Here is a 2,748-nt window from a genome sequence, read left to right as displayed (position 1 = left end):
CCGTCCACAAGGCCAGTTCCGGCATGTGGTGGATGCGGATGGCGGCGCCCATCGTCTCGTGCACGAAGGCGACGACGTCGGAAGCCGGGATCCACGGCGCGCCGAGGCGGGCGGTGATCTCGGAGGGACGGAGGTCGGCCGGCTGCACGGCGTCGAGGGCTCGGACGTTCCTCTCGAAGACGGGGTCGAGCGCGGACGCAGCCGTCGCCACCTCGAGCTTCTTGCGCACGGGACCGGAGAGATAGGCGTCTGCCGTCTGCCACGCGCCGTCGACGGGATCGCGGAAGATCGCCTCGCCGAGATCAGCGACAACGTCGTCGACGTCCCGGTGCAGCAGCTCGGCGATGTGGTCGAGGTCGACGCGACCGCGCTCGTTCAGCACCACGGCGAGTGCATCGGCGGCGGACGTGATCACCGGCGGCGCCGGGGGCGCGATCACACGGGTCGAAAAGATCGGGCCGGGCTTCGCCGTATCGCTGTCGAGGTCGTAGTCCTCGATCGAGGCGACCAGCCAACAGTCGGGATCGTCCCGGAACGGCGCGAGGTTCGGCTGACGATGGGTCTCGCGCATCTCACCGGTCTCGGCATCCTCGGTGATCGAGACCGTGGTGTGGTTGATCGGGCCGAAGGTCCGAACGAAGGCGCCCCAGGCGATGCGCAGCCGCACCTGCGCCGGCTGCCACGGCCGGTCGGCCTCCTGACACGCGAGGATCTCGCGCACGGCATCGCGGATCGGGATCAGCTTGCCGATGATCCGGATGTGCTTCTCCGAGAAGCCCTCGCAGCCCCTGCCCCTGCGGGCGGCGACCGGTACGGGCACGCCGGCGGCGATCTGCAGGAGACCTCGGCGCGGGTCCATCAGATAACTGCCCTCGCGGACATGAGATCGGGCATCGATGGGGGTGACGATCGGCTCGTCGCACACGCCCTCCGCGTCGATCGGCTCGGGCTCATCGTCGTAGATCGCTTCCGGCAGACGCGTGACTGCGCGGCCGAGGACGACCTCGAGAGCCTCATCGCCGGCGAGGCAGGTGTAGGTCTCACCGAACGGACCGGAGCTCAGCGCGTGGGTGCCGAGCACCAGCTCCGGGTAGCGGGCGAACCAGGCGTTGACGCGGATCGCGCCGTCCTCGTCGCCGGCCGGGCGTACCTCGGCGAGATCGAGCCAGGTCGTGTCTCCTCGCGGCGCGCCCGCCTTGCGCTTACGGAAGAAGATGACATCGACCACCACGTCGGTGCCGGCGTCGGCACGAAATGAGCCCGCGGGCAGACGGATGGCGGCGACGAGATCGGCCGACTTCGCGATGTGCTCGCGCGCCGTGCCGTCGGCCTTGTCGAGCGTGCCGGAACTCGTGACGAAGGCGGCGAGGCCGCCGGGTTTCAAGAGATCGATCGACCGGGCGATGAAGTAGTCGTGGAGACGCAGGCCGAGTGACCGATAGGCACGGTCGGAGCGAACCGTGCGATCGGAGAAGGGCGGATTGCCGATGGCGAGATCGAAGTTCGCCGCCAGCTCGGTGCGCGCGAAATCCCCCGTCAGAATCCGCGCCCGCGGCTGCAACAGTCGAGCGATCCGCGCCGTCACCGGGTCGAGCTCGACGCCGGTGACGTGCGAGACGGATCGAAGTGCTTCGGGCATCAGGGCCGGGAAGAGTCCCGTACCAATCCCGGGCTCCAACACGCGGCCGCCACGCCAGCCGAGACGTTCGAGCCCGGCCCAGATCGCACGGACGACGACCTCGGGCGTGAAGTGAGCATACTGGGTGCAGCGGGCAAGCGAGGCATGTTCCCCCTCCCCGACCGCGTCCTCGAGGTCGGCGCCGATCTCCTCCCAACCGGTACGGAAGGACGCCCCTCCGGGACGGCGGAAGGCGCCGTTCGCGAGTTCCGATGCACCGAAGCCGATGAAACGGATGAGGCGCGCCTGTTCCTCACCCGTCGCGGGACGGTTGTCGCGTTCGATCGCGGCCGCCAGTCGAATGGCTTCGATGTTGTCACGCGCCCTCCCCTTCCAACCGGCAGCGAGACGGCGGCCCCCTTCGAGATGGAAGTTCTTGCCGCGCCCCCTCTCTGAAGCGGCCGGCCGAACGAACACGGCCCCCGTCGAGGCGGGGGCCGGCGTGGACGGCGGCGAATCGTCGGGATCGTCGTCGGGCGGCGGCGGCAAGGAGCCGAGGCCGAAGCTCAGACCGGAGGAAAGGCCGGTCGTCCCGAAGAGATCGAGGGTGAAGGGATCGATGGAACTCATGAGAGCTTGCTCCTCGAAGGGAAGGCGCGCGGCACCGCTCCGCCCGAACGGATCGGGCAGAGGTGGGGTGGTGCCTCGGATGGGGTCTGAAGGATGGGTCGCCCGGTCTCGGCCGACGGCTGCCGATCGAGTTGACCGACGTTGACCGCGCACGATCGTTGCCGTCGGCTCCTCGGCGGATCGGCCGTGGGTGATGGTCGCCCGGTCGTCTCCGTTCACGCCGCCGCGGCGTCGGTGACGGCGAGCAGTCGGCCCGGCAGTTTGGCCGCGATCTCCCGGGTGGTCAGCTCTTCGAGAAGCCTGGTTCGAGCGCCGAGCCCTTGCCCGTAGACCACGACGAAGCGTCGGCCCCTCGCCTCTTCCGGCCAGTCGACGCCGGCATGGCCGCGGTAGGCGTCATGGGTCTCGCTCCAGATGTGTTCGAGACACTCCGCGCGGGTCATCCCGCGACCGGGCAGGGCCTCGCGCTCGAGGATCGCTCGGCGCATCCGATCCGGCGA

Annotated in this window: 1 protein-coding gene and 1 pseudogene; both read right to left on the bottom strand. The window is 69.5% G+C overall.

Annotated features, from left to right (window positions below; translation table 11 throughout):
• Positions 1-2,248, bottom strand: a 2,248-nt coding sequence (locus tag J3S89_RS14945) for an N-6 DNA methylase (RefSeq protein WP_217928485.1), incomplete at its 3' end; no start/stop codon positions are given.
• A gap of 215 nt (positions 2,249-2,463) precedes the next feature.
• A pseudogene (locus J3S89_RS14940) lies at positions 2,464-2,748 on the bottom strand (DUF1419 domain-containing protein); the annotation flags it as partial.

It is taken from the genome of Pinisolibacter aquiterrae (genome assembly GCF_019160155.1).
GTDB classification, from domain to species: Bacteria; Pseudomonadota; Alphaproteobacteria; order Rhizobiales; family Ancalomicrobiaceae; genus Pinisolibacter; species Pinisolibacter aquiterrae.
Note: the sequence above shows the minus strand (reverse complement) of the source record. Positions and strands in the feature narration are given on the sequence as shown.